The organism is Anoxybacillus sp. FSL W8-0382 (assembly GCF_038003845.1).
Taxonomy (GTDB): Bacteria; Bacillota; Bacilli; order Bacillales; family Anoxybacillaceae; genus Anoxybacillus; species Anoxybacillus flavithermus_G.
In genome coordinates, this window is sequence record NZ_JBBOPX010000001.1 from 2,526,397 (window position 1) to 2,549,447 (window position 23,051).

General features: G+C 43.4%; 22 protein-coding genes and 1 pseudogene. 7 read left to right on the forward strand and 16 right to left on the reverse strand.

What is annotated here, in order from left to right:
- On the reverse strand, positions 1-681 hold the full coding sequence (locus NSS60_RS13420) for a response regulator (RefSeq protein WP_004892701.1): 681 nt from the start codon (positions 679-681) through the stop codon (positions 1-3).
- Positions 678-1,841 (reverse strand): sensor histidine kinase, encoded by a 1,164-nt coding sequence (locus NSS60_RS13425; protein ID WP_004892704.1) that lies wholly within the window; start codon positions 1,839-1,841, stop codon positions 678-680. The genes NSS60_RS13420 and NSS60_RS13425 overlap by 4 nt, the downstream gene beginning before the upstream one ends.
- A gap of 195 nt (positions 1,842-2,036) precedes the next feature.
- On the opposite strand from NSS60_RS13425, the gene NSS60_RS13430 reads away from it, so the two are divergent.
- On the forward strand, positions 2,037-2,675 hold the full coding sequence (locus NSS60_RS13430; RefSeq protein WP_192948651.1) for a YigZ family protein: 639 nt from the start codon (positions 2,037-2,039) through the stop codon (positions 2,673-2,675).
- Positions 2,676-2,767: 92 nt separating this feature from the next.
- A complete protein-coding gene (locus NSS60_RS13435; protein WP_340720900.1) occupies positions 2,768-3,787 on the forward strand; it encodes an LCP family protein in 1,020 nt (339 codons plus the stop codon).
- Positions 3,788-3,818: 31 nt separating this feature from the next.
- On the opposite strand, the gene NSS60_RS13440 is transcribed toward NSS60_RS13435, so the two are convergent.
- On the reverse strand, positions 3,819-4,871 hold the full coding sequence (locus tag NSS60_RS13440) for a glycosyltransferase family 4 protein (protein WP_004892710.1): 1,053 nt from the start codon (positions 4,869-4,871) through the stop codon (positions 3,819-3,821).
- Positions 4,872-5,094: 223 nt separating this feature from the next.
- Between NSS60_RS13440 and NSS60_RS13445 the strand changes: the two genes are divergently transcribed.
- The gene (locus tag NSS60_RS13445; protein WP_004892712.1) at positions 5,095-5,313 is read left to right on the forward strand and encodes a hypothetical protein; all 219 of its coding nucleotides are present in this window, start codon (positions 5,095-5,097) and stop codon (positions 5,311-5,313) included.
- Entirely contained in the window at positions 5,310-6,659 is a 1,350-nt protein-coding gene (locus tag NSS60_RS13450; RefSeq protein ID WP_004892714.1) for a SpoIID/LytB domain-containing protein, read from the forward strand. The genes NSS60_RS13445 and NSS60_RS13450 overlap by 4 nt, the downstream gene beginning before the upstream one ends.
- Before the next feature lie 18 nt (positions 6,660-6,677).
- Here the strand turns inward: NSS60_RS13450 and NSS60_RS13455 are convergent, their stop codons facing one another.
- The 4 genes from NSS60_RS13455 to NSS60_RS13470 all read right to left on the reverse strand — a co-directional run bounded on the left by NSS60_RS13455 (position 6,678) and on the right by NSS60_RS13470 (position 11,370).
- Entirely contained in the window at positions 6,678-7,430 is a 753-nt protein-coding gene (locus NSS60_RS13455) for an S-layer homology domain-containing protein (protein ID WP_004892717.1), read from the reverse strand.
- A 10-nt stretch (positions 7,431-7,440) separates the two neighbouring features.
- Positions 7,441-8,883, reverse strand: a complete 1,443-nt coding sequence (locus NSS60_RS13460) for an N-acetylmuramoyl-L-alanine amidase (protein ID WP_340720901.1) — start codon at positions 8,881-8,883, stop codon at positions 7,441-7,443.
- A 260-nt stretch (positions 8,884-9,143) separates the two neighbouring features.
- On the reverse strand, positions 9,144-10,592 hold the full coding sequence (locus tag NSS60_RS13465) for a S8 family peptidase (protein ID WP_340720959.1): 1,449 nt from the start codon (positions 10,590-10,592) through the stop codon (positions 9,144-9,146).
- A 91-nt stretch (positions 10,593-10,683) separates the two neighbouring features.
- Positions 10,684-11,370, reverse strand: coding sequence for a hypothetical protein (locus tag NSS60_RS13470; protein ID WP_230456224.1), 687 nt, complete (start codon positions 11,368-11,370; stop codon positions 10,684-10,686).
- Positions 11,371-11,608: 238 nt separating this feature from the next.
- On the opposite strand from NSS60_RS13470, the gene NSS60_RS13475 reads away from it, so the two are divergent.
- The 3 genes from NSS60_RS13475 to NSS60_RS13485 all read left to right on the forward strand — a co-directional run bounded on the left by NSS60_RS13475 (position 11,609) and on the right by NSS60_RS13485 (position 17,285).
- Positions 11,609-13,267, forward strand: coding sequence for an IS1634 family transposase (locus tag NSS60_RS13475; protein ID WP_088223227.1), 1,659 nt, complete (start codon positions 11,609-11,611; stop codon positions 13,265-13,267).
- Between the two features lie 170 nt (positions 13,268-13,437).
- Positions 13,438-15,360 (forward strand): 5'-nucleotidase C-terminal domain-containing protein, encoded by a 1,923-nt coding sequence (locus tag NSS60_RS13480; protein ID WP_064221013.1) that lies wholly within the window; start codon positions 13,438-13,440, stop codon positions 15,358-15,360.
- A gap of 86 nt (positions 15,361-15,446) precedes the next feature.
- Positions 15,447-17,285 carry a stalk domain-containing protein gene (locus tag NSS60_RS13485; RefSeq protein ID WP_128356493.1) on the forward strand — a complete coding sequence of 613 codons (1,839 nt, stop codon included), beginning with the start codon at positions 15,447-15,449 and terminating at the stop codon, positions 17,283-17,285.
- Positions 17,286-17,327: 42 nt separating this feature from the next.
- Here the strand turns inward: NSS60_RS13485 and NSS60_RS13490 are convergent, their stop codons facing one another.
- From NSS60_RS13490 to NSS60_RS13530, 9 genes and pseudogenes are all read right to left on the reverse strand, one after another.
- The gene (locus tag NSS60_RS13490) at positions 17,328-17,591 is read right to left on the reverse strand and encodes an S-layer homology domain-containing protein (protein ID WP_004892726.1); all 264 of its coding nucleotides are present in this window, start codon (positions 17,589-17,591) and stop codon (positions 17,328-17,330) included.
- A pseudogene (locus NSS60_RS13495) lies at positions 17,584-17,682 on the reverse strand (transposase); the annotation flags it as partial. The pseudogene NSS60_RS13495 and the gene NSS60_RS13490, both read right to left, overlap by 8 nt.
- A gap of 92 nt (positions 17,683-17,774) precedes the next feature.
- Positions 17,775-18,245 carry a putative toxin-antitoxin system toxin component, PIN family gene (locus NSS60_RS13500; protein WP_004892729.1) on the reverse strand — a complete coding sequence of 157 codons (471 nt, stop codon included), beginning with the start codon at positions 18,243-18,245 and terminating at the stop codon, positions 17,775-17,777.
- Entirely contained in the window at positions 18,232-18,378 is a 147-nt protein-coding gene (locus NSS60_RS13505) for a hypothetical protein (protein WP_155116438.1), read from the reverse strand. The genes NSS60_RS13500 and NSS60_RS13505 overlap by 14 nt, the downstream gene beginning before the upstream one ends.
- Positions 18,379-18,704: 326 nt before the next feature.
- Complete coding sequence (locus NSS60_RS13510) at positions 18,705-19,607, reverse strand: hypothetical protein (protein ID WP_192948850.1); 903 nt, start codon at positions 19,605-19,607, stop codon at positions 18,705-18,707.
- A gap of 82 nt (positions 19,608-19,689) precedes the next feature.
- Positions 19,690-21,210, reverse strand: coding sequence for a YifB family Mg chelatase-like AAA ATPase (locus NSS60_RS13515; protein ID WP_192949105.1), 1,521 nt, complete (start codon positions 21,208-21,210; stop codon positions 19,690-19,692).
- Between the two features lies 1 nt (position 21,211).
- Positions 21,212-21,784: a transposase gene (locus NSS60_RS13520; protein ID WP_088223520.1), complete on the reverse strand. Its 573-nt coding sequence runs from the start codon at positions 21,782-21,784 to the stop codon at positions 21,212-21,214.
- A 368-nt stretch (positions 21,785-22,152) separates the two neighbouring features.
- A complete protein-coding gene (locus NSS60_RS13525) occupies positions 22,153-22,446 on the reverse strand; it encodes a helix-turn-helix domain-containing protein (RefSeq protein WP_064214363.1) in 294 nt (97 codons plus the stop codon).
- A 20-nt stretch (positions 22,447-22,466) separates the two neighbouring features.
- The gene (locus tag NSS60_RS13530; RefSeq protein WP_064221009.1) at positions 22,467-22,907 is read right to left on the reverse strand and encodes a hypothetical protein; all 441 of its coding nucleotides are present in this window, start codon (positions 22,905-22,907) and stop codon (positions 22,467-22,469) included.
- Between the last annotated feature and the right edge of the window lie 144 nt (positions 22,908-23,051).

Genomic DNA, 23,051 nt, shown 5'->3' on the forward strand with positions numbered 1-23,051 from the left:
TTATTTCACTTCGACCCATCCATTTTTAATCGCAACAACGACTGCTTGCGTTCGGTCATTCACGTTTAATTTTTGTAAAATGCTGCTAACATGGTTTTTTACCGTCTTTTCACTAATAGATAGCGCATCAGCAATACCTTTATTGCTTTTTCCGTCTGCCAACAGCTGCAATACTTCACACTCTCTGCGCGTTAATAAATGGTACGGACGGCATACACCTTGATTTTGCTTTTCTTTTTCTACTCCTTCTCCTGCGATGAGACGGCGATATTCTTTCACAAGATTGTGTGTCACTTTCGGATGCAAATATGAACCGCCTTCTGCCACAACACGAACCGCTTCAATTAAAGCGTCCGCATCCATTTCCTTCAACAAATACCCCATCGCTCCCGTTTGCAACGCATGCATGACGTAACTTTCATCATCATGAATCGACAAAATGATCACCTTTGTATCTGGATATGCTTCAATGAGCTGACGTGTCGCTTCTACGCCGTTAACATGAGGCATGTTAATGTCCATAATGACAACATCAGGTTTATATCGCTCAACAAGCGCTAACGCTTCATCACCGTCGCTTCCTTCCGCCACCACTTCAAAATCTTGCTCAAAATCTAAAATACGTTTAATTCCTTCACGAAACAATTTATGGTCATCAATTAAAACAATGCGCGTTTTCATTGTTGTTCCCCTTTCCCTGCTGTCTTTTGGAGCGGAATATGCATCGTAACAATTGTTCCGCGTCCAAGTTGCGAGTAAATATGTAATTTTCCTCCCAACCATTCGATACGCTCGCGCATGCCCATTAACCCGAACGCTTTATCTTTTTTTTCATTCGGATTAAAGCCTTTGCCATCATCTTTTACGACGATCAGCAAATGATCTTTTTTTAGCTCCATTTCCACTTGAATCGTTGTCGCTTCAGCGTGTTTTAAGGCATTTTGCACCGCTTCTTGCACGAGGCGAAACACAGCAACTTCAAAACGGTTGGATAGCCGCTTTACCTCTCCCGTATATGTAAACGTAATCGTTGTTTTATGGTACTCTTCAATCGTTTGTAAATATTTTTTTAACGTCGGGATTAAACCGAGATCATCTAGCGCCATCGGGCGTAAGTCGTAAATAATTCGCCGCACTTCATATAGAGCAGAACGTACCATTTTTTTTAAATCGCGCATCTCGCCAATCGCTTCTTCCACCCCGCGCTCGCGATAAATGCGCTCGATCAGGTCAGAACGCATAATGACGTTCGCAAGCATTTGCGCCGGTCCATCATGAATTTCTCGCGACAGCCGTTTTCGCTCCTCTTCTTGCGCCTCAATAATGCGCAGACCAAACTCTTGCTTTTCATTTGCACCGTTAATAAAGTCGCTTAATTCCCGAAAATCCCCATTCAAATAGTTCAGCACAACGGTCACTTGCCCAATTAAATGATCGGCCCGTTCAATCGTCTCTTTCACAGCTGTCAAGCGCCGCTCTAACTCATCGCGACGTTGACGCAGCTGCTTTTCCTTCTCTTGCGCCATCGTTAATTCCATTTGTAGCGAATGCGCTTTCTCGTACGCTTGTCGAATTTCTGCTTCGGAATAATGAGAAAAGTTTTTGCTCACATCAAATAACCGTTGTCGAGCTAACTTTGTTTTCATCTCTAAGTTATCTGTTTGATGGATGACGCGCTTTACTTCTTCTTTTACTTGCTGAAGTTCTTCGATTAAACGGTCATGTTCTTTTCGCGATTGCTCACTAATACGAAAAATTTCAGCTTTGCTTTGATCGACTGTTTCAATCATTTTTTTTACAATACGGTCAAGCTGCCGCGCATCTAGTTTTTTATTGGACATATACACCACCTAAAGAAAATATGACCAAAAGTCAATTGAAATGACTTTTCTGACTTTTAGCTGACGTTTATTCGTACTTCCATCATGTCGCATCCCGCCTTATAATTTTTATTATAGCATGTTTTGACGATTTCCATCAGCATTTTTCGACAACATGCACACAACATTCCAAATAAACATTGAGGTGATTTCGTTTTGTTAGAGGCATACTATACGGTAAAAGGATATGGAGAAACAGAAATCGTCATTGAAAAATCGCGCTTCATTTGTTATGTCGAACGCGCGACAACGGAAGAAGAAGCTGTGCGCTTTATCCATCAAATCAAGAAAAAACATTGGGATGCGACGCATAACTGTTCCGCGTATATCATTGGGGAACACGACCATATTCAAAAAGCAAACGATGACGGCGAACCGAGCGGCACGGCAGGTGTTCCGATGCTAGAAGTGTTAAAAAAGAAAAAGTTGAAAGATACAGTCGTTGTCGTGACGCGATATTTCGGAGGCATTAAACTCGGCGCTGGCGGTCTTGTGCGCGCCTATGGCAAGGCGGTGACGGAAGGACTGAAAGCGGCAGGCATCGTCGAACGTAAGCTTATGCGCATCATGCATACAACGATCGATTATACATGGCTTGGGAAAGTCGAAAATGAACTGCGCGCTTCAACCTACTCCATTAAAGACATTCATTATGCCGAGCACGTTACGATCGACACATACGTTGAAGAAAAACGAAAAGACGAATTCCGCGCATGGATGATCGAATTAACAAACGGAAAGAGCGCGATTTCTGAAGGAGAACACGTATATGTCGAGTTTGATGTCGCGCAATAAAATTTTTTCATTTACGACTGCATAAAAATTTTGTAAAATGATGATTGTTTACATGTCGATATTTGTTGAACTTTTGAAAAAGGGGAACGACTATGCAAAATAGACGATTATACATGAAAAAAAGGAAAAAGCGAAAAAAAATATGGACGTTCGTTTTGCTTCCTCTCCTTCTCGTTATCATCGGAGGAGCAACGTATGCAACATTTCTATTCAATAAAGCGCAGTCTGTCATTCAACAATCGTTTGAACAAATTGACGGTCGCGAAAAATCGGAGAAACGAATGAAGGAAGTCGATCCAAATTCAGATAACATCTCCGTTTTATTTATCGGTGTCGATGACAGCAGCATCCGCCAAGAAAAAGGAATGGGCGCAGTACGTTCCGATGCGCTTGTCCTAGCGACATTTAACGTCAAAGATAAAACGGTAAAACTGCTTAGCATTCCGCGCGATTCATACGTGTACATTCCAATTGAAAAAAAATACGATAAAATTACACACGCCCACGCTTACGGTGGCGTAAAAGCAACGGTAGAAACAGTCGAAGAATTGCTTGACATTCCAGTGGACTATTACGTCAAAATGAACTTTGAAGCGTTTGTCGATGTTGTTGATGAACTTGGCGGCATTGAATTTGACGTTCCATATGAACTTCGCGAAATGGATTCAAAAGATCGCAAAAACGCCATTCACTTAAAGCCCGGCTTACAAACATTAAACGGTGAAGAAGCGTTGGCGCTTGCTCGAACGCGCAAATATGACAACGACATCGAGCGCGGCAAACGCCAACAAGAGCTCATGAAAGCCATTTTCAAAAAAGCGATGAGCATAAAATCGTTAACTAAGTTTGATGATATCATGGAAGCGGTCGGCAAAAATATGACAACGAACTTAACGTTTGAAGAAATGAAAGGTTTCTTCGCTTACGCAACGAAAGATGCAGGAGCGAACATCGAAACGCTCCATCTCAAAGGAGAAGACGCACGTATTAGTGGGGTATATTATTACCGTCTCGACGAAGCAGCAGTCGATGAAATTAAACAGACGTTGAAAACTCATCTCGATGTATCATCTTACCAAGCGAGAACGGAGCAATTTGCTCAAGAACAGTAAAAAAGAGGGTGTCCGCGCGACACCCTCTTTTTTATGATATTTTTTTCATGCCCCGAACCATCTTTAGCAGTGGACGATAGTCTTTCCCGACAAGACCAACTTTCTCAACGACAAGTTCAACGACAAGCAAGACGAATGCGATCACGACGAGCGCGCCAAACATCGTCGCCTTAGATAATAAAACGGCCGCTAAACCGAACATCGCCGCCATGCCGTAAATGATTAAAACCGTCTGACGATGGCTATAACCAAGACGCAACAAACAATGGTGCAAATGTGATTTATCTGGCGCTGATAGCGGCTGCTTGTTTACAATGCGTCTCACAATAGCAAACAGCGTGTCCGAAATTGGCACCCCTAAAATGAGAATCGGGATAATTAACGAAAACACCGTAACGTTTTTAAAGCCGAGAAGCGATAGTACAGAGATCATATAGCCTAAAAACAATGCACCCGTATCACCCATAAAAATTTTCGCTGGATGGAAATTATATAAAAGGAAGCCGAGCGTACTTCCGAGCAATAATAAGCTCATCGAAAAAACGAATACGTACGTATTCCCCATTGTTGCCGCCATTCCGGCAATTGTGACAAGGGCGATTGAGGACACTCCTGCCGCAAGTCCGTCTAAACCGTCAATTAAATTAATCGCGTTTGTAATGCCGATAATCCAAAGCATCGTGATTGGGATGCTTAATAACCCAAATTCCAAATGACCACCGAACGGCAAGTTAATGAAATCGACTCGAATGCCGCCATATACAACGACAATGGCTGCCATGATTTGACCGAGCAGCTTCCACTTTGGTGGCAACTCATATATATCATCGAGCACGCCCGTTAATACGATGATCGTCGCACCAATGACAATTGCTGTTGCGTACGGGCTAGCTGGCTTCAATACGAAGTAACCGACGATAAAACTAATAAAAATCGCTAATCCACCTAAACGTGGCATAATTTTTTGATGAACTTTTCGCTGATTTGGTTTATCTGTTGCTCCGATCCGAAACGCCAACCACTTCACAGCAGGCGTAATAAGCACAGCTACGATAAAGCACAGAAACAAGGTGAAATAAACCATAGGAAACCTCCCTATTTGTTAGCATTCCCGATTTTTCAATCAATTATTGCTGAAAAAGCAACACTTTCTACCATCTCTTTTCACAAACCTATCAGACATTATACCATAAATTTTAAAATCGACAAACGGAAAATAGAAAACTAGAATTTTGTTACATTTTCGTCCTTTTTGTTGAAATCATTTGCTATAATGGGAGATAGATAGAATAAGGGAGGAGAAAAAAGTGAGAAAAAAAACGATTGCCGTCATGTTGCTTGCTGCGATGCTGACTGTATCTGCATCAAAAGCGTTAGCGAACAGCGAACCTGTACTTGCAAGTGTAGAATGGGTGTTAGCAAAAATCAATCCGTTAAATGAACGAGTAACAAAGCTAGAACAGCGGGTGCAACAGCTCGAACAAGAAGTCGAAAAGCTAAAACGACAATTAGAGGCGGCGAAATGACAATGAAAAGCATTCGATGGATCGTATTCGTCTTCAGCCTACTTCTTTTCATTCCAAAATCCGTTGATGCTGCATCGTACCCAACACCTGTAAAAGTAAAACTATTGCCGACTGCAACGTTTCTTGCGACAGCGAATGGAAACTATCAACTTATTGATTTAAAAACAAAACAAGTGATCCCATTTACAAATCCGATCGTCTTTTCACAAACGAACGGAGCAGTCGTCGCGACAATTAATGGCGTTTCGTATACGTCAACAAGTGGCTTTTTATTAGATGAAGTAACAAGAGGCGAACAACATGACGTCACTATCAGCAGCATTCAACAAGCAGGAGGCACGTCTGCGCCCGTCATATATCGCGGTTCATTCGAGATCACTCCTGGGAAGACAGCACCAAACTTATTTAATACGTTAGATATGGAAGATTATTTAAAAGGTGTCGTCCCTGGAGAAATGCCATCATCTTGGCATAAAGAGGCGCTAAAAGCACAAGCTGTGGCGGCGCGTAGCTATGCGTATGCCCAATTAAAAAATACGTCGTTTTTGCAAATGACAGTAGCGAGCCAAGTATATGGCGGGAAGTCGAAAGAACAAGCTTCTTCTACTGCGGCAGTAAATGAAACAGCCGGTGTATATGCGACATACCAAAATGAACCGATTTCTGCTTATTTTCACTCAAGCTCTGGTGGAAATACGGAAAATAGCGAGAACGTATGGAGCTCGGACGTTCCTTACATCCGTTCCGTTGCCGATCCGTACGATCGCCATCCAAGCAACCCACACTACGGATGGAATACAAAAGTTGCGACAAGCACTGTATCATCAAGATTTAAGTTAACAAACGAACAAGTCGTATCCCTTCGCGTTACACAAAGAACGAATGCCGGAAGCGTTCAACAAGTGGAAGCAACAGTGTACAATGCTGCAACAGGGCAAAAGCGAGTCGTCCAAGCTCGCCCTTCATTCGTGTCGTCATCTGATGCGTTTCGTTCGTTTTTTGGCGTCTCACTAAAAAGTATTGCCTTTGATGTAAAAGGAAATGCAAACGTGAAAATTAAACGAGCAGACGGATCCGAGCAGACAGTTGATCATATCGCCGGCTATGCGCTCCAAACAACTAGCGGACAAACGACGATCGCAACAGGAAATGCTTCGATTCGGACAGAAAACGAAACGATGTACTATCCGACCGCTCCAACGGAATTTACGTTCACAGGCAATGGCTGGGGACATCGACTCGGCATGAGCCAATGGGGTGCCCGCTCTATGGCTGAAAAAGGGTTCACATACGATCAAATTTTAAAGTACTATTATAAAGGCATTGAAGTAAAAAAAATAAAGTAGGCTGTGTTCGTACACAGCCTACTTATTTTTTTGTAGCGCTCGATCCATAAATATTGCAAAATGAGCGCGAGTTGTCGGTTGTTCTGGATAAAAATAACCGTTATCCCCTTCCGCAATGCCGTGTTGGGAAATGATACGAATTTCTAACGCACCTTGTGTGTTTTCCGTTACATCTTTATACCTAGCATACGAAGCAGATGTGGCTTGCAAACGAAAAGCACGTTGAATAATCATTGCCATATGTTTTCGCTTCATCGACTCTTTTGGCGCAAAGCGATTGTTTGGGTACCCTCCGACAAAGCCTGCCTCGTACGCCGTCATAATTTCACGAGCAAATGGATGGGAATCGGGAACATCCACGAAAACCGATGGCTTAGTCGATAGCGGCAGTTGAAACGCTCGAACAAGCATAGCAGCTGCTTGCGCGCGCGTAATTGCTTGATTTGGAGCGAACAAACCATCACCCACACCCCCAACGATATTTTGACGGTATAAACGAGTGACGGAGACATACGCCCAATGATTAATCGGTACGTCTTTAAACACTTGCGGAGAATCGGCAGCTGTTTTTATTTTAGCTAACTCCTGCTCCAATTGTTTCATTTTGTCATCGATTTCATTCAAACGGCTATTTGTATCCGCCAACTGCTGTTCTGTCCATGGTGCTGTCGCAATTTCTTGTTCTTCACTTGCCCCCGCATGTTCCTGCTCACACGCTGCTAACAACAGCATGCTAATAGAAACAACGGAGAGAATCCATTTTTTCACCATGTCACCCCCTCTATTGCGACGTATAATATTTCACAATTCCTTGATAAATCGCTTCGGCATATATATTTTGATATTCGGCTGACGTTAATTTCGCGCGATCTTCAGCGTTAGAAATAAATCCAAGTTCTACAAGCACGCTCGTCACACTATTGTTGCGCAACACATACAGCCTGTTATTTTTCACGCCACGATCGACCATATTCGCCATGCGCACAATCTCCTCTTGAATGTATTGCGCTAATTTTTTACTTTCTTCGGCATTCGGATTTGTCGATGAATCGTAATATACTTCAGCACCTTTGGCGCTTGTGTTCGTTGCCGAATTTGTATGAATGCTGACAAACATTTCCGCATAGTTATCTTTCGCCATATCAACACGATCTTGTAGCGTCGGGTACACATCCGTCTCTCTTGTCATTACAACCGTCGCACCGGCTTTTTCAAGCTTTTCTTTTAGCCATTTTGCCACTCCGAGCACAACCGTTTTTTCATTCGCTCCTCCACTCATAGCCCCTGTGTCTTTTCCACCATGTCCTGCATCAACGACAATAATGCGTCCTTTCACAGGAGAGCCTGCGATATTTCGCAATTTTACATACGTTTTATGCACGTAAGCAAACTGACCGTTATACGCAATTTTTGCCCAATATCCGTTTATATCGTACACATCAACAACTTGTCCTCTTTTCAACGTTCCGACAAGCGTCCCTGTTGCTGATGGCGTTTGGCGAACATTTAGTGTAGCTGTCGTCACCGTTCCTTGAATATTTGTTTTTCCTTGTTCAATTAAATCCGGCAACGGCAAACGGAACTGATCATTAATCGTTCGCGCTAACAACGTCGCAAACTCAGCACGAGAAATAGCATCTTTCGGAAAAAATTTCCCATCACTTCCGTTCGCAATCCCATGATAATACAAACGATTAATGTGCGCTAACGCCCAATGTCTTGCTGTGTCTTTAAACACCGCAGCAGATTCAACAGCAGCCCCTTTGCTCGGCAAAGAAAAAGCATTGACTAACACGATGCTCATTTCTGCACGGGACAATCCGGCGTCCGGACGAAAATTCGCCGTGCCGTCTCCCCCCATAATGCCAAGCTGTACTGCACGTGCAATCCAACCACGCGCCCAATGATTTGGTGGAACGTCTTGAAACGGCAATGCTCCGTCTTTCCACTCCGTTTGTCCAAGCGCACTGACGATCATTTTTGCTGCTTCTGCTCGCGTCACCGATTGCGCTGGACGAAACTCTGATATTTGCCCAACTGAATACCCGTTAATAATTTGCTCATTTGCTAAAAATTCAATTTCATTTTTTGCCCAATGATCGTCCGTGACATCAACGAATCGCTCTGCTTGCTTTAGTTCCGTATTCGCCCAACTAGGTGAAGCAACAGAAAACAAAGCAAGAAAAACGATAATTAGACAATATACGTGTCGTTTCCCCAGCATGTTCTTCTCCCTTTCGACATTTTTCTATTCTTAAGCATAACAAACAATTCTAACCTTTTCCATACCCAATCAAGCATATTTTCTTTTCGACAAACGTGTCGATCTTTTTCGACAAACAACGACACAAAACGACAAAAATATACAACAAAGTTATTATTTTTGTAGTGTTTTTTTTGAAAAAACGGCTATACTTACTTATGCGATAAGGTTTTGGTTGCTAAGTCAGCCTCCCCGTCATTTGGAAATGGCGGGGCTTTTTTTTATGCTGATTTTGTCGGATATTGTCGAATTAGTGTCGACACTCGCACGATTATGGCACACATTTGTGCTCTCGTGACTGGATCATTCGGACGGAAAAAAGCATGTTTTGCAATTAATCCTCGTTCCGCTAACAATTGCACGGCAAGCCACACATCTCGTTGCGTCACGTCTTGGAATGGATAAACAGAACGAATTGGCTCATTGTCAAGTTGCAACGCACGCGTAAGCAATAGGGCAATCTGTCCACGCGTCAACGGTTCATCTAAACGTGCGCGTCCCCCACTTCCTTTTACCACTCCTTTTTCTGCAGCTGTCACGACCGCTAGCGCATCTGTTGATGTGAGCGGCACGTCACTGAAAGGAGAGCGCAATACAGACGGCGCCTCCCAACTAAGCAGACGATAAAGCATAATGATACTTTGCCGACGAGTGAGAGAAACGTGTGGACGAAACGTACCGTCCGGATATCCACGTATCATTCCTCGTTGCTTTGCTTGTGTAATCGCATCATACGCCCAATGCGTTCTGTTCACATCGGAAAACGATGTCATACGAATCGGGACGAGGCGAACGTCAGAGGCGACAACCCGCTTTTGATCGTCCGTGATCACGACGGCGATATCGCCTTGTTGTTGCGCCAGATCAAACAAGCGAAACGACATCATTTCCCTATCTACGTTAAACGAACAAACGAGCTTTCCATTCACAAAAAGGTGACCTTGTTTCCCGACAAATGGAGAGGATAACGCTAAAATATACGTGCGATTTTTTTCGATAGGCTGCCCCGGTTGTAAATTGAGCCAATCGATACCTAGTGGAGCCGATAACGCAAGTGCTTGTTGCCATTGGATCATCCCATATCCGGTATACATATCATATCCTCTCCAATGCACATCTTTTGCTGTTTTCCATAAACGTTTGCGAAGTTGAAGCGCATCTTCTTCCGAGTATGTCGCACGCAGTACAGCTAACAGAGCGGACACGTGCGGCGTTGCCATCGACGTGCCGCGCATCGTACGATAGCCAGATATATAAGTGCTCCATAAAAAATCTCCCGGAGCGCTAACATCTACTTCCCAACCGTAGTTTGAAATAGAAAGAGGAGCTTGTTGCCGATTAATCGCTGCTACAGTAATCACCCCTGGATAGCTAGCAGGGTAAACGTTTGTTGTTGCCATATGGCTATTGCCAGCTGCCGCAACGACATGCACGCCACGTTTTACAGCTTCTTCAATGATCGCTTTTAACACTTCCGTCTCTCCTTGACCGGCTAAGCTTAAATTAATAACAGAAGCGCCATGATCGAGGGCATATTTCACTCCTTTTGCAATTTCAAAATCACCGCCTACGCCGTAACGATCTAACACTTTAATTGGCAAAATATCAATCGGCGCATCTCCAATGAGCCCCGCTATTCCTTTTCCATTATTCCCTACCGCAGCTAAAATGCCCGTTACATGTGTCCCATGCCCAAACGTATCATCCGCATAACGTTTTTTTCTGCATAATCAACGCTTACACTATACAGCACATGATCGTTCAAATCTTCATGTTGTACAACGCCCGAATCGAGACAATCGCCACAATGACATGATTGACCCCTTTCAACTCCACGATGCGCGGACGATTCGTCCAATTTGGTGCCATAACATATAAATGAACCGTTGAGGAAGGGCGAGAGAGAAGAACATCCAGACGAGCAAGTTCTCCTTCGTTCTCCCCTAACATCGCCCCTGTTTCATCTTTCACCTGTATACGCCACGATCCTTCGATATGATCGACTGTGACAGAAAGGCGAGATAATGTTTCTTCTCCGAGCGCAATGACGATATGTTCCCCTTCAAACGATTCACCATCGTACACGTATTCTCGTCCATCAACAATCATCTGTTTACCAATTAGCCGATTCATAGATGTTAGCGAGGGGATATGCCAATCAATCACCGCTAAAGACCACTGCTCCGAAAACAACGGATCATCGACAGCCGCTCGTTTGATGTCGTTTTTCTCCATGTTTAACACAAACGGTAAACGAGATATGTTTTCTCGCTCTTCTTCTGTTACCGCCACTTTCACAAACGTCCCGATCGTATCCACAACGTACGGTTGAAGATGTCGAACGTCCGAGGTGTGGCGAACTTGAACGATCCATTCTTCTTTTTCACTCGCCCAAACGACTTGTGGGATAAAAAGAAAAATAAATGATAGCCATAACCATCTACTCATATGAAATTCCCTCCTACGTACTTCCATTGTATCGCGTCCATTTCGACAAGAATAGACAAAAATTTCAACTTCATAAAAATAGAGATTTAACTAAAAAATAATAGTTTTTTAACATTTTAGTGAAAAAACTTGTTATAACTCACATTTCGCACCCTCTCGACAAAAATCGGGAGGATTTTTTTATCTTCCTGTCGAATAAAACCTTGTAATACAAGGAAAGCAAAGGAGTTTGCTCATCATGGACGTTCAAATTCGGGCCATTTATGAAAGTTCTTATTTGAATATAATAAGCGCCCTGTTCAAAGATCTTGACCTTCCTCAGTTGATTGATCGTCTCGTTCCCGTGGATCCGCAATGCCAAACTCGAGCCAGCGATATCGTCAAACTAATCGTTCTGGATATCTTGAGCGGCCGGCAAGCGCTCGTTCATTTGGAACAATGGGCGCATGACATCGATTTGCCGAAGCTGATTCGGCCAGGGCTGGAGCCGTCTTGGTTCAACGACGATGCCATCGCGCGTCATTTGGATCGCCTGTATGAGGCGAATATCCATCAAGTCCTTTCGTCTTGCCTCGTGCAGATCTACAAGAAAGAAGGCCTCTCTCTTCGCGTCTTCCACGCCGATACGACGGACAAGACCGTTTATGGCGCGTATGAATCGGCCTCGCCGGATGCCTTGCAGATTACGCATGGCTACAACCGGCATCATCGTTGGCAAAAGCAGATCGGATTTGGGCTGATTGGCAACGAGGATGGCATCCCGTTTTATGGCGATGTACACGACGGCAACCTGCCGGATAAGACGTGGAATCCCGAGGTGTTGTCCCGTGTGCAGAAACAGCTGAAGCAGGCGAAGATCGAAGATGAATGGATTTATGTTGCCGATTCTGCCGCCATGACGAAAGACACACTGGCGCAAACGAAGGCCGCCAACGCCTTTTTGATCACAAGAGGCCCTTCTTCGCTCCGGATCGTCAAAACCGCGCTGGCTAAAGCTGATGCCCAAGACACGCCGTGGAGCGATCCGTTCTCCTTAGCGGAGAAAAACGGAGCCACCTACCGGGTGTGGGAAACGACATCGACGTACGAAGGTCATTCGGTCCGGTTGATCGTCGTTGAATCCAGCGCGCTCGACCAACGAAAAGGAAAGACGCTCGAAAAAGAGCGAAACCAAGAAGCAGAGCTTCTTCGGCAGAAACAAACCCAGTGGGAAAGCCGTCTGTTTTCGTGCCGGGAAGACGCCGAACAAGCCCTAGCGTCTCTAAAGGCGTCCCTTCGTCTCCGGTTCCATCGCGTCGAGGCGTCGGTCGAAGCGATCGTGCGTCCGAAAAAACGGCGCGGACGTCCGAAAAAAGGGGCGGAACCGGACATGGAAACGCTGTACGCCCTTCGCTTGAACGTGGAATTCGACCAAGATGCGTGGGAACAGGCGAGACGGAAAGCGTCCCGGTTTGTCCTTGTCACGACAGTTCCGGAGGAATGGAAAGGTCAACCGATGGATGCGAAAGAGATCTTGAAGTTGTATAAAGGCCAAATCTCGGTGGAAATGAACTTCTCTTTCTTGAAAGACCCGTTCTTTACGGATGAGATTTACGTAAAAAAACCGGAACGGGTCGCGGTATTGGGCTATTTGTTTCTGTTGGCCTTGGCGATTTACCGCGTCTTCCAGCGCCGGGTGCGTCAGTTCATCACCCCGGAACACCCATTAAAGGGCGCGGGAGGCCGGAAACTGACCCGACCGACCGGACAAGCGATTTTTCAATTGTTTTGGTATGTCAGAGTCGTCCTGTTGGAACTGCCGGATGGACGAATTCAACGCGCGTTAGGTCAACCGCTCACGTACGAGCAGCGAAGGATTCTGCAAGGATTAGGGATGGACGAGAGCATTTACGTCTAATGGGATAAAGAACGACCAACGATGGTAAAAAAAGGATACCATCGCTTTTGGTGTTGGTTTAAAAGTTATTCTAAAAAACTGAATAAAAAATCCTTTTGTTCCGCCCTACCAAGGTGCGAAATATGAGTTATAATTTAATAGAGTAAGAATTACATAGAGGAGGAAAAAAGATGCACAAAATGAAAAAATGGATGATGCTTGCTTGTATGTTTGCTGTTGCCTTTGTTCTCCAGCCACAAGCATCGGAAGCAAGCGAATATGTCACGCGCGGGGAGTTTGTGCAACGGCTCATCACAACGCTCGGTGTTGATATCAAAAGCGAAGTGAAAGATCTTCCTTTTACAGACGTTGATCCGCAACTTGCTCCTTACGTCGAAGCGGCCATTCGTCTTGGCATCGCAAACGGAAAGACAGAAACGACATTTGCACCAAACGAAAAAATAACGCGTGAACAAGCGTATGTCTTTCTCATTCGTTCGTTACAGCTTCGCCATCATTACGCAACGAACGTCTTTAAATTGTACAAAGACGGAGCAACAACAAAACCTTGGGCGCAACAATCGCTCTCTGCAGCCCTTCACCTCGGCTTACTTCAAGGATATAGCGACAAAACGATTCGACCGCAACAATGGCTCACAGCTGAACAAACGAAAGCGATTTTAAAACGATACGAAACAAACATTGAAAAAATTACATTCATTCATACAAATGATACACATGGCCGCATTATTGCGAACGAAAAAAACGGCGAAATGGGCTTTGCTAAAATCGCTAAAATTGCCCAAGATGCGCGTAAAAAAAATAAACAAACACTCCTTGTCGATTTAGGGGATACGTTCCACGGCACGACATATGTCAACTTAAATAGTGGACAAGCTGTCGTCGACTTAATGAATGCGATGAAATACGATGCGATGGTTCCGGGCAACCACGATTTCAACTATGGTCAAAATCGTTTGCTTGAGCTAAAGCAAGCCGCTCAATTCCCAGTCGTCAGCGGAAACATTTACAAAGATGGAAAACCATTTTTACCTGCTTATACAATTAAGCAAGTCGGCAATAAAAAAATTGCCCTTGTCGGTTTAACTGCGACAGACACAGCAGTCAAAACGAACCCTGCTGGCATCGTCGGCATTACATTCGCTGATGAAGAAGCGACGTTAAAACAACTTGTAAGTGAATTAAAAGGAAAAGTCGACCATATTGTCGTCCTATCACACTCTGGTTTACAAACAGATGAAAAACTGGCAAACAACGTATCGGGTGTCGATGTCATTCTCGGCGGTCATAGCCACGATACGATTGAAGCACCAAAAAAGTTTAAATACGCATACGTTTCGCAAGCGTTCGAATACGGAAAAGCGCTCGGACAAACAAATTTATTGTTTTATAAAGGTAAGCTAATCGGCGTCAACGGTTTCTTATATCGCGATCATGCGACAAAACAAGAGGATGCTGCGATCCGCTCCATCGTAGACACGTACAAAAATACGACGGATTCCACATTGCAACAAGTAATCGCAACAATCGACGTCAACTTAGACGGCGAGCGTGCAAACGTACGCACAAAAGAGACGAACCTTGGTAACCTTATCGCCGATGCGATGCGCCAAGCGCTTCAAACGGATGTCGCTCTAACGAACGGCGGCGGCATTCGCGCTTCCATTCCGAAAGGCGATGTGACGCGCAATCACATTTTAACAACGTTGCCGTTTGCAAACACACTTGTGAAAGTATCAATGAGCGGCGCCGATTTGAAAAAAGCACTTGAACATGGTGTTCGCCTGTACCCAGAACAAAACGGCGGCTTCCCGCACGTCTCAGGCATTCGCTTTACATTCGATGCCACGAAACCAGCCGGATCGCGCATTACATCCGTTCAAATTAACGGACAGCCGCTTGATGAAACGAAAACATATACTGTCGCAACAAATGACTTTATCGCCAAAGGCGGCGACGGTTACGATATGTTCAAATCAAGCACGATTGAGTTCGATAGCGGCGAGCTGCTAAGCACCGTTGTTATGAACTACTTGCAATCGAACAAGCCGATCCCAACTGTTGAAGGAAGAATAACAGTCGTGAATCAATAAAAGACGTCCAAACGGGCGTCTTTTTTACTTCAAATCCCAAAATACGTGACAAAAGGAAATCGTATGGTATAATGTGCTAGAAAGGAGTGGTAGTTTTGTTTAAAAAAATGATTACATATGTACTTGTTGCCTTCATTAGTTTTTTAACTATGGCGACATCCGCCGAGGCGACAAATGTTCGAACGGTACGTATCCCTATCATCTCAAACGGGAAAGTGCTACAAACAGATACTTCACCGATCATGGTGAACAATCGTATTCTTGTGCCATTTCGAGCAATTGCCCAATCAACAGGAGCGAATGTTTTTTGGAATGCAAATACAAAACAAGTGACTGTTCAAAAAAATAAAAAGGTCATTTTTCTTACCGTTCAATCATCGACAGCGACCATCAACGATCAAACCGTTACACTTGATGCCCCGCCGATCATTTACAAAGGACGCACGCTTGTACCGATTCGTTTTATCGCTGAAGCGCTCGATGCGAATGTGCAATGGACAGGAAAAGAGGTGCGCCTCTCTTGGTCAACTCTCCAGACAAGTGCCGGGGCGGTGTACGTAAACGAAACGAAAATAACAAACAACGCCATGACCGATGGAGTATATACATATCTTCCCTTAAAGAAACTACTGACGGCCATTGATGTCAATGTCGACTGGATCGAAACAGATGAGACGATGCGCATTCGCTTATCTCGTGGACAAATGACAATTACGGCAGGAAAAAAACAATTAGTCGTTGATGATCATGAAATCGTCGCACCACTTGCTCCCATTCGACTAAACGATGAATGGTACGTATCGGCTTCATGGGTGATGACTGTTTTTGGTGCACAAATGACTCGCAACGGAAATAACGATTTATATTTCTCTATCCCACGAACAACGTTTCGTAGTCCATTGCTACCGATTACCGAAGCTCCCATTACTGTTCCACAACACGTCACAACGCCAAGCATGGCAGATGGACGGCGTCTATTAATAAGCGACAATCCAGAAGTGTTAACTGCTACTACTGTGCCGCTTGGACAAGCAACATTAGCGCTTGACGACGTACAAGGTTCATTTCAAGCAATGGACCATCGCGTGTTTGGCTGGCACGTCAATAACTTAGGCACGCGCGTCACTGTCGCAATGATTATTGATAATCGTTCAGCAAACGACATAATAGTAACGAATATAAAAGGAACATACCGCACAAGTCCAAATAGCTGGGGGTATTACGATGTCGGGTTGCCACTTGCCGAAGCGATATTGCGCCAATCGCTCGCAACTGCTCAAGCAGTGGAAGTGAAAGCAGGAACGAGCGCGGTCATTCAAGCATTTGACGTCTCAAACAACCAACTGCTCGGATTTTTATATGACTTTACCGTCCAACAAGAAAGCGGCATAGCAAATTATCGTATTCGCACGGTGGTGACAAGTGCAGCAGCTAATTTTTCAACCATTTCCCCTACGCTCGCACCGATTGATTCTTATGCAACCCATCCGCGCGGCGTATGGAAAGGGACAACATTAGAAGCAACATTGCCGACATATACAATCGATGGTGAACCTGTTGCTTACAGTATATCAAACGGAAAAACGGACCATTTACTTTCAGTAGCCAATGCATTAAGCCATCCGAGCGAAACGGTACACAATCCAGGACATTACGGCTTAACATACCGTCTATCGCTTCCGATTCAAAATGAAACAGGGGAAATAAAAACGATTCGCCTTCGTTTTAGCGGTCGCGGCGGGGCTTATTGTGGAGCTGTGAAAATAAACGGGGTTGTTTATCTCATCCCACCGCTCCAACCGATTACCCAATCGGCCTATATCGATTATACTGTTTTCTCAAACCAAGACGTTCTTTCACTTGAACTGATGCATGCAGGCGGAGCCGCTCTGCCGCTTGGGGTTGAAGTTTCGACGGTGAAGTAAAGGGAGGCTTCCATATCGGAGGCCTCCCTTTCGTTATATGTTTCATGTGGCAATGCTAATGCACGTACAAGCAACACAGCAAACTGGGGCACGTGTCATCTGCTCATTTGGTCGGTATGCTGTTTCTGTCATACCTTTCACAAGCTGTTTAGCTGCCAATGTTTCGATATATCCTTTCGCCCAATGTTGCTTGATGTCGCCAAATGTATGTGTTCCTTCAACGACGACGTATGTCGAGTTCGTCAATGACTTGATGACCGCTTTGTTGCCAACAAATGTGGTCGGTACAGGTGTAGCGAAAATCATTCACTTCTTTAAACAACAGATCACGCCGATTCCCTCGACAAACGATATGATAAAACAAATGCGGCACCCATATCCGCCTCGCTCGTCCCACACACCTCACCTCACGCAAACTTTTTCGAATCCTGCATTGCAATAAAAATTTTTTCGACAGGTGACTGGCAACGTTCAAAAAAAAAAGCCATCTTAAGACGACTGTAATTTTATATCCCCATGTTCTTCTTCATATTGTTTTACAAAATCTTTTGATGTATATACCTTTAAAAAATCAAATTCTCTTTCATGTAGACCATGGTTCATATCATCTGTTATTAAATAATCCGCATTACCTGCAATAGCACATTTTAAAAACATATCATCATGTTCATCATTAGATTTTTCAATTTGAACATTCATGGTATTAATCGATAATGAATAATAAAAAAGTTCCACAATCCATTTCAACAATAAAATTCTTTCAGACACATCATCGATATTATAACGAGCAAAATTTTTAACCAAATAAATCAATTCACCAATAGTGTCCTGAGCGAATAGAAGTCTTATTTTCCGGTTTTTTACTAATTCAAGTATTTTTTCACATTCTGTAGATTCTTCAAACCAAGCTGCAATAAAAATATTTGTATCAAGAACTGCTTTAATGTTATTTCTTTTCATATTTCTTAATTCCTAAAGACTTCCTCGCTTCAGCAGGTGTCAGACCTTTTTTCTTCATATTTGTTCTAATTATTGATTTTATGTCGTCCATAAATGATAATTTTTCGTTATTTGCTCTCTGAGCAGTTGCCATATCCTTTTCCTCCTCCCAACACATACAACCACACCCCCTTAGAGGCATAGTGTACGCCTATTCTAAAGAGATTATACCACAAAATTCATTTAATTTATATGAATATATCGCTAATTTCCTATGAAAATGAATTATTTCCTTCAAAAAATCCAAAAATACGTTGTTTATTCGCAAATCGCTTCAATTTAAAAAAAGCACCCGAATAAACGAATGCTTTAAACCTCTACTTCTACATTGCGACTTCGACAGGTGACTGGCACCCTATCCCTGTTTCTATAAAACTTCGACAAACTTCGGGGCGTTCGGGGCGTGACAGGCACACTACCCTACCCCATATTCTTTTGTTTTTCTAATACGACATCAATTAAATAATCCATTTCTTCTTTCTTCTCCGCTCGATACAAATCATCTAATAAGTGATGCAACAAATACAAATCAGTAATAAGGTCTACTTTGTTTTGCATCGGTTTACTTTCCAAACCTAATCTTGCGCTTAAATATTTTTTTATTGCCTGCTGGCTTTCATTGATTCTTGCTCTTTCTTCCGCCATTCGGATCACTCTCGCCATACTTAACACCTCCATTAGTTTTTCTACATACTCCTTATCAATAAACTTGTCGGAAACCGCAATAATCGTTGCCAATAAACGTACTTGTTTTTCCTCATTTTTGATCCGTTTCGCAATTTCTACTGTTTCAATCGCTCGTTCGGAACGATTGAGGGAACTTCGCATTAATGGGAGGAAAATGAGATGCAGCTCATCTAGATCCGTAAGCTCTTCCCCATTCTCGACTTTCGTCCACAAATTTTGAATAATGGCATCACCATTATATTTTTTCATCAACACCGCTTGTGCCTCATATTGAACAGAACCGTAGCTTTTTTGTTCTGACACTTTTTCCACATCGGCTCCATAAATGACTACTGTCTTAATAGGCTTTTTATACCTTTCATACGCACTCACATCATATTGAAGAAATCGATCCAAATCTTTCTCATCAAACGTCGTTTGAAACTCAAGATGCAAATACGTATCATCTGCAAGCAAAAATAGAAAGTCCATTCTTCGATCATTAACCGCAATAGTCGGCAAATCCGTTGCTTCTACCCGAACAATCGGAGCAGTCCGAATCCCATAGAAATCCAGAACCTTTTCTTTAAATTGAGCAGTCATGTTACGGAATATGATATCATAGTTATTATATGCAATATCCGTTTGCTCGCTCATCATTACACTTCCTTTCCCTTTATTTTACTACAAATTTTTCATGAAATAAACATAGGCAGCCAATCACTCTCCCTATCTCCACTCAACATCCTTCCTTCATATTCCTTTCTTGACGTCCTTCTTTTATTCTCCGAAACGCCATCGCCTTCCATAATGCTTCATCGGTGATGTTTTCCGCTTCTGCTAAATCGGCAATGGTGCGAGCAAGGCGAACGATTTTTGTTTGCACGCGGTTGCTCCAGTCATTCATAGCCGCCCAATGTTGAAGCAGTTGTTGTTGCCCTTTCGTTAGCGGACTTTTCGCAAGCAGCACGTCCATCGGCACACGGCCGTTTGTTATTTCTTCCCCATATCGTTCGAATTGCCGGAAACGCGCAGCTTCCACACGGCGACGAATCGTTTCCGAACAGTCTACTTGCTTTGATTTTTGAGTCAAATCTACTGCTTCTAACGATAACAATATATCGATGCGGTCGTAAATCGGTCCGGAGACGCGTTGACGATAGGCGTGGATCTGTTTTGGGCTACATATGCAATAGCGTTTTTTCGAACCGAAATAGCCGCATGGGCATGGATTCATCGCCCCGATCAAAATAAAATGTGCTGGATACGTCACCGTCGACGAAACGCGGCTAATCGTAACGTTGCCTGTTTCTAGCGGTTGTCGAAGCATGTCCAACGTCTTTTTCGTAAACTCTGCCATTTCATCAAGAAATAATACCCCACGATGGGCAAGCGAAACTTCCCCTGGTTTCGGCTGCGTCCCTCCTCCAATCAATGCTATAGAAGATGTTGAATGATGGGGATGACGAAACGGTGGAGAGGAATCGTTTTTCGTTTCTCCTGCGAGTTGGTATAAACTAAGTACTTCCAACTGCGCTTCATCGGAAAGGCGCGGTAAAATCGTTGGAAACGTTTCGGCTAACAGGCTTTTCCCACACCCTGGTGGTCCGATCATTAACACGTTATGTTCTCCTGCAGCAGAAACTTCAAGTGCATACTTGGCGTAGTCATGTCCGATGATATGTTCAAAATCACGATGAGTTTTTTGAGGTGGATCGACAGCTGAAGGGAGATGATTCATCGAAAATAATACTGGTTGACCTTGTAAACATTGCATTACTTGATCTAATGTTTGAACAAAAACACAATCGATATGCTGCAGGTATTGAAAGGGAAATGTCGGATCATATGGGGCATATACTTGTTGAAAGCCGAGTTTTTTGGCAGCTAAAATAGCTGGCAACATGCCATCTACTGACTGAATCGTTCCGTCTAATGACAATGAGCCTAAAAATGCGATATGTGACGGAATTGGTTGTTCGAGTTTTCCTTTTACTTTTAAAATACCAATCGCCATTGCTAAATCAAACATCGGGCTTTGTTTTTTTCGCTCGGGCGGCGACAGATGGATGACAAGTTTTTGATTCATGACATCACATCCAAACGCATGCAATGCCGCAATGACTCGTTCCTTTGCTTCTTTTACCGATGTATCGGGCAATCCGACAATCACAACTGAAGGCATTCCCGGCAGTTCTTTCACTTCCACTTGCACACGGTATCCTTCCATCCCGCGTAAGCCAATGCTACAAACTTTCATGTTATTCCTCCTTGACACAGTTCGGTACAACATCTTCTTTCACAAACTGCACATATGCTTTCTTTTTTTCATTCATTGTTCCAGAAAAGTAACGAAGGAGTACATCAATGTTCATAAACGAAGGCAATGAGGTAGATTGGTGATAAAAGTGGAAACTACTCCAGCGATAATGTTCGGGAAGATGCACCATACGTGCCTCGACAGGGTTAAGATGAATATAGCGACTGACTTCTAACATCCCAGCGTCATCGTCAATGATTTTACTGAAGTAACGCTTTTCAAACACATGACCAGTTAACCCGTAACGTGTATTGTAATAGTTGGCGTATCGTTTGTTAACCAGTGCCATGACTTTGGAAATGGATTGTTGTTGCGAGCGAAGTTGAAGATGAAAATGATTCGTCATAAAACAATATGAAGCAATTTCAAACGGAATGTTTTCATGAAGCTGTTCGAGGATATGCAAAAACGCACGAAAATCATTCGCTTCTTTAAACAACGGATCACGCCGATTCCCACGACAAACGATATGATAAAACAAACGCGGCACCCATATCCGCCTCGCCCGTCCCACACACCTCACCTCACACGAACTTTCTCGCCATATCCCTTCGACAAAAACAGCGAAAATCCTGCATCAAAAGAAAAATTTCTCTCGACAGGTGACTGGCACGCACTTGCCAAACCAGCGATATCATTTGTATAATATAAGCAGATATTTCATAAACTAAAAAAGCTGAGCGCCGCAAACGCTCAGCAGGCAACTACATGCCGCAAGAAGAGCGGCTGACCTTTAGATGTGTAACAGATAAAAAAGAAATAACCGTTTCACACCTTTGGTCGAGGGGGGACGGTTATTTCTTTTTGTTTATATAGACGACGATGGTAACAGTCAATGTTAGCAAGGAACTGCTTCGATAATATAAGCGTATTAATTATGCGCTAAACTTGAACATGCAAGTTATGATCCTGTCTACTTGTACCATCAATGATGAAAGGGGTATTCAATGCCTGCGAGATTTTAAAAAGTGTCTCTACTCTAGGGCTTGTAAGCCCCGCTTCAATTCTCCCAATCGTGGATTTTGGAACTCCAATACGGTCTGCAAGTTCCTGTTGAGACATATTCAGCTGCTTCCGTCTTGTTTTGATCTGTGAAGCTATAGTTCCCTCTAATTGAAGTTTTTGAACATGCTGCTCGCCTCGAATGGCTGCATATTTCTTAAAAAAATCACTCATTCTTTTTCCCTCCCAGTTGATCAATAAAGGTAAGGATCAAAAGCGCAATAACTTTCATATGCTGATTCGGCAGGCACAATATCCTCTCGTCTTATCGCTCCATTATACTGCTTGTCGAAATAATGGAGCAGTATGACTTTTGAAAAATTGTGGATCGCAAATATAATCCTGTGATTTCCAGTTCTTCCACCCCTTATACCCCATCTGTAAAAATTATCATAACGAGTATTCATGCTAAGATGTTTCAATGATGGAGGGGTTATATCGTCCAGAAAGCTGTTGTCCTCTGGATCAGAAGGATATGGATTATGTTGAATAATCGTAAGTTGCCTTGCATATACATCAGCAACATGACACCATATACCCGAATGACCTTTTTGTCTAAGTTCTTGCTCTGCCTTATTCAAGAGATAATTTTCAAATTCCTTTACATTTCCTGTGTATATTACCTCAAACAACATCCTCTACCCTTTACATAATATTATTACACATATGATAGCATTTATGCTACTGAAACACAATAATTTATAATTAGGGAATACTGAACAACTTTTTTTCTAATAAATAGATTGCCATTCCGTAGCTGTATTCCCGATAGTACGGCA

Bases quoted from the DNA above. Each gene is read 5' to 3' on its own strand.
- NSS60_RS13420 (WP_004892701.1), bottom strand. From the start codon at position 681: ATGAAAACGCGCATTGTTTTAATTGATGACCATAAATTGTTTCGTGAA.
- NSS60_RS13425 (WP_004892704.1), bottom strand. From the start codon at position 1,841: ATGTCCAATAAAAAACTAGATGCGCGGCAGCTTGACCGTATTGTAAAA.
- NSS60_RS13435 (WP_340720900.1), top strand. From the start codon at position 2,768: ATGCAAAATAGACGATTATACATGAAAAAAAGGAAAAAGCGAAAAAAA.
- NSS60_RS13440 (WP_004892710.1), bottom strand. From the start codon at position 4,871: ATGGTTTATTTCACCTTGTTTCTGTGCTTTATCGTAGCTGTGCTTATT.
- NSS60_RS13450 (WP_004892714.1), top strand. From the start codon at position 5,310: ATGACAATGAAAAGCATTCGATGGATCGTATTCGTCTTCAGCCTACTT.
- NSS60_RS13455 (WP_004892717.1), bottom strand. From the start codon at position 7,430: ATGGTGAAAAAATGGATTCTCTCCGTTGTTTCTATTAGCATGCTGTTG.
- NSS60_RS13460 (WP_340720901.1), bottom strand. From the start codon at position 8,883: ATGCTGGGGAAACGACACGTATATTGTCTAATTATCGTTTTTCTTGCT.
- NSS60_RS13470 (WP_230456224.1), bottom strand. From the start codon at position 11,370: ATGAGTAGATGGTTATGGCTATCATTTATTTTTCTTTTTATCCCACAA.
- NSS60_RS13475 (WP_088223227.1), top strand. From the start codon at position 11,609: ATGGACGTTCAAATTCGGGCCATTTATGAAAGTTCTTATTTGAATATA.
- NSS60_RS13480 (WP_064221013.1), top strand. From the start codon at position 13,438: ATGCACAAAATGAAAAAATGGATGATGCTTGCTTGTATGTTTGCTGTT.
- NSS60_RS13490 (WP_004892726.1), bottom strand. From the start codon at position 17,591: ATGATTTTCGCTACACCTGTACCGACCACATTTGTTGGCAACAAAGCG.
- NSS60_RS13500 (WP_004892729.1), bottom strand. From the start codon at position 18,245: ATGAAAAGAAATAACATTAAAGCAGTTCTTGATACAAATATTTTTATT.
- NSS60_RS13505 (WP_155116438.1), bottom strand. From the start codon at position 18,378: ATGGCAACTGCTCAGAGAGCAAATAACGAAAAATTATCATTTATGGAC.
- NSS60_RS13510 (WP_192948850.1), bottom strand. From the start codon at position 19,607: ATGAGCGAGCAAACGGATATTGCATATAATAACTATGATATCATATTC.
- NSS60_RS13515 (WP_192949105.1), bottom strand. From the start codon at position 21,210: ATGAAAGTTTGTAGCATTGGCTTACGCGGGATGGAAGGATACCGTGTG.
- NSS60_RS13525 (WP_064214363.1), bottom strand. From the start codon at position 22,446: ATGAGTGATTTTTTTAAGAAATATGCAGCCATTCGAGGCGAGCAGCAT.
- NSS60_RS13530 (WP_064221009.1), bottom strand. From the start codon at position 22,907: ATGTTGTTTGAGGTAATATACACAGGAAATGTAAAGGAATTTGAAAAT.